This is a genomic window from Vibrio sp. Vb0304 (assembly GCF_033338995.1).
Classification (GTDB): Bacteria; Pseudomonadota; Gammaproteobacteria; order Enterobacterales; family Vibrionaceae; genus Vibrio; species Vibrio alginolyticus.
This window is the reverse complement of the sequence record NZ_JAWOTT010000335.1, coordinates 1-1,070: the sequence shown is the minus strand read 5'-3', so window position 1 is coordinate 1,070 and position 1,070 is coordinate 1. Positions and strand designations below refer to the sequence as shown.

General features: G+C 43.6%; 2 protein-coding genes. Both read right to left on the bottom strand.

All coding sequences use genetic code 11. The features are described 5' to 3' along the window. Positions 1 to 420, bottom strand: a 420-nt coding sequence (locus R7P35_RS26060) for a LuxQ periplasmic sensor domain-containing protein (RefSeq protein WP_318093368.1), incomplete at its 3' end; no start/stop codon positions are given. After that, on the bottom strand, positions 420 to 1,070 hold a 651-nt coding region (locus tag R7P35_RS26055), incomplete at its 5' end, for a substrate-binding domain-containing protein (RefSeq protein ID WP_318093366.1). The genes R7P35_RS26060 and R7P35_RS26055, both read right to left, overlap by 1 nt.

Genomic DNA, 1,070 nt, shown 5'->3' with positions numbered 1-1,070 from the left:
GTCCAGCATTGAATCGTTGATACCATAAAAGTGCGCGTTCCCATCGTCCCAAATAATACCTTGATGGTCGGTGAGAAAACGAAATTCAGGTGTGTGCGAAGGATCACTCTGATCAATGCTGAGAAAGAAGTAATTTAAGGCTTCTTCATTTCGCTCCGAGTAAAAATCCAAAATCACATCACTTTTCGAATTGCTGTCGTGATGGATCTGAATCGCTGCAAAATGACTTTCAAAAATATTCAGAATCAACGCAGACGTTTGCTGCTTGGTTCGGTCGACCTCCTGCCAAATGATCTGTTTGGAGAAGTAATAACTCTGAACGAAAATGCCTAAAATGATCGGAGCAAGAACGAGAATAATAATTTTAGTTATAAGCGTCGACAGCGAGCGACGCTTTTTTAGCTTTGATGTAATTGTCATCAATTATCTGAGTATCTAAATGCACGTTTTCTGAGAGCTTCAATTCGCTCAGGGGAATCTGATTTGGTCACAACTTCGAAGTCCCCAGAGTACACCGTTGGTACAGGCTTACCTTCCAAATCCCATTTAATCGCCTCTGCCATCGCAATGCCAGTATCATCATTCATACGCATGACGGTGATATCTAACTCCCCTTTTAAGATAGCGTCTAGCTCAGCAGAACCACCGCCCCAGCCATTGATCATAACGTCTTCACGGCCAAGTTCAGACAGTGCTTCGACGGCACCTAACGCAACGTCGGTAGAACAAGCATAAATGAACTCGACATCTGGGTATTTTTTCAAACTGGCTTTTGCAGCTTCATACCCGGACTGTTTTGTCGCTTTTGTATAGTAAGCAGATTGTAGTTCAAACTGACTGTCTTGGTTCACTTGGTGAATGAATGTGTTACCACGGATATCGCTAATGTAGCCTTCAGAGAAGTACAAAACGCTGTAATGGGTATTTTTCGGGAACTGCTTGCCAAACTCCACAGCGAGTTCACGACTGCCTTCAGCGTGATCGAAACCGACGTACATAAAAGGCTGTCGAGTTTCCCATTCACGGACTGGCGTCGTGATATTTTGCAGGATAAGTTTGGTTTTGGTGGA